The sequence below is a fragment of the Nonomuraea basaltis genome, from assembly GCF_005893125.1.
In the GTDB taxonomy this organism is placed as follows: Bacteria; Actinomycetota; Actinomycetes; order Streptosporangiales; family Streptosporangiaceae; genus Nonomuraea; species Nonomuraea basaltis.
On the sequence record NZ_VCJS01000514.1, the window covers coordinates 1 to 1,897 of the forward strand.

Here is a 1,897-nt window from a genome sequence, read left to right on the forward strand (position 1 = left end):
GGTCCGGCGGGGCGGTGGAGCTGCTGACCGAACCCCAGCCCTGGCCGCACGCTGCGGACCGGCCGCGCCGGGCGGGAGTGTCGTCGTTCGGCATCTCCGGCACCAACGCCCACGTCATCTTGGAAGAACCGCCCGTTGAGGAGCCGTCGGCCGTCGGCGCCGGCACGGTTGTGCCGTCGGCGGAGATCGTGGCCGGTGAAGACACCGCCGCGCTTCCGGTACTTCCGATGCTGGTGTCGGCCAAGAGCGAGGCGGCGTTGCGGGCGCAGGCCGGTCGGCTGGCCGGGTTCATGACCGAGCACGATGCGGCTGGTCCGGTGGAGGTGGCGGCCGGGCTGGCGCGCCGGGCGGCGTTGGAGTACCGGGCGGTGCTGCCGGTGGCGGATCGGGAGGGTGTGCTGGCCGGGTTGCGGGCGCTGGCGACTGGGGAATTGGAGCCGTCCTCAGTGGTGGGTCGGGTGCGGCCGGGCCGGGTGGCGGTGCTGTTCTCCGGTCAGGGCGCCCAACGGCCCGGGATGGGCCGGGAGTTGTATGCGGCTTTCCCGGTGTTCGCCCGCGCTTTCGATGAGGCGTGTGCGTTGCTGGAGACTGAACTCACCGCCGATGCTGCGGGAGTGGTGACCGGGCTGGCCGGTGGGTTGGGCTTGCGGGAGATCATCCTCGGCGAGGCCAGCGAGGCCAGCGAGGCCGGTGGGTCTGCTCGTTCTGGGGCTGCTGGGCCTGGGTCTGGTTCTGCTGCCGGTGGGGTGCTGGATCAGACGGTGTTCGCGCAGGCCGGGTTGTTCGCGGTGGAGACGGCGTTGTACCGGCTGCTGGAATCGCTGGGGATCCGGCCCGACTTTGTGGCCGGGCATTCGCTGGGCGAGATCACCGCGGCGCATGTGGCCGGGGTGCTGGAGCTGGCCGATGCGTGCCGGCTGGTGGCCGCCCGCGGCCGGTTGATGCAGGCACTGCCGGCCGGAGGTGTGATGGCGGCGATCGGCTGCGGCGAAGAGGTCCTCGCCCCGGTGCTGGCCGACTACGACCAGGTGGCGGTGGCGGCGGTCAACGCGCCCGGCGCGGTGGTGGTCTCCGGCGCATCCGACCAGGTCGCCCAGGTCGTCGACTGGGCGCGGCAGCACGGGCACCGGACCCGCCAGTTGCGGGTGTCGCACGCGTTCCACTCGCCGCTGATGGAGCCGATGCTGGCTGAGTTCGGGGAGGTCGTGGCGGGTTTGACGCTGCGGCGTCCGGAGTTGCCGCTGGTGTCCAACGTCTCGGGTGACCTGGCCGGTGAGGAGATCACCCAGCCCGGCTACTGGGTGGATCACGTACGGCAGCCGGTCCGGTTCGCCGACACCATCACCACCCTGCGCGGGCACGGAGTCGGCTGTTTCCTGGAGGCAGGCCCGGACGCCCAGCTCACCCCCATGATCGAACAAACCCTCACCCACCACGATCACCACCACACCGGCGAAACCGGCGGTGGGGACGGCGACCACGCCGAGGTCCGCAGTGCCGATGGCGGCCGCGGGGACAACTACAACGGCGGTGACCCCGCGGTGGTGGCGTTGCTGCGCCGCGACCGGGACGAGACCGCCCAACTGATCGCCGGGCTCGGCCAGGCCTGGACGTGCGGCACCGCCGTGGACTGGACCGCCTGGCCGACCGGTGCTCGCACCGGCGACCTGGATCTGCCTACTTACCCCTTCCAGCGGCGGCATTACTGGCTGCAGCCCGCCCCGGCCGGTGACCCGGCCGCGCTTGGCCAGACCGCCGCCGACCACCCGATCCTGGGTGCGGTGGTGGAGCAGCCCGACGGCGGCGCCATCCTGACCGGCCGGTTGTCGGTCACCGCCCAGCCCTGGCTGGCCGATCACGCCATCAACGCCACCCCGATCCTGCCCGGTACCGCCTT

General features: G+C 72.3%; 1 protein-coding gene. It reads left to right on the top strand.

Annotated elements, in window-relative coordinates; translation table 11 throughout:
* Positions 1–1,897 (top strand): acyltransferase domain-containing protein (locus EJK15_RS69065; protein WP_138720888.1); only part of this gene is annotated, 1,897 nt, incomplete at both ends.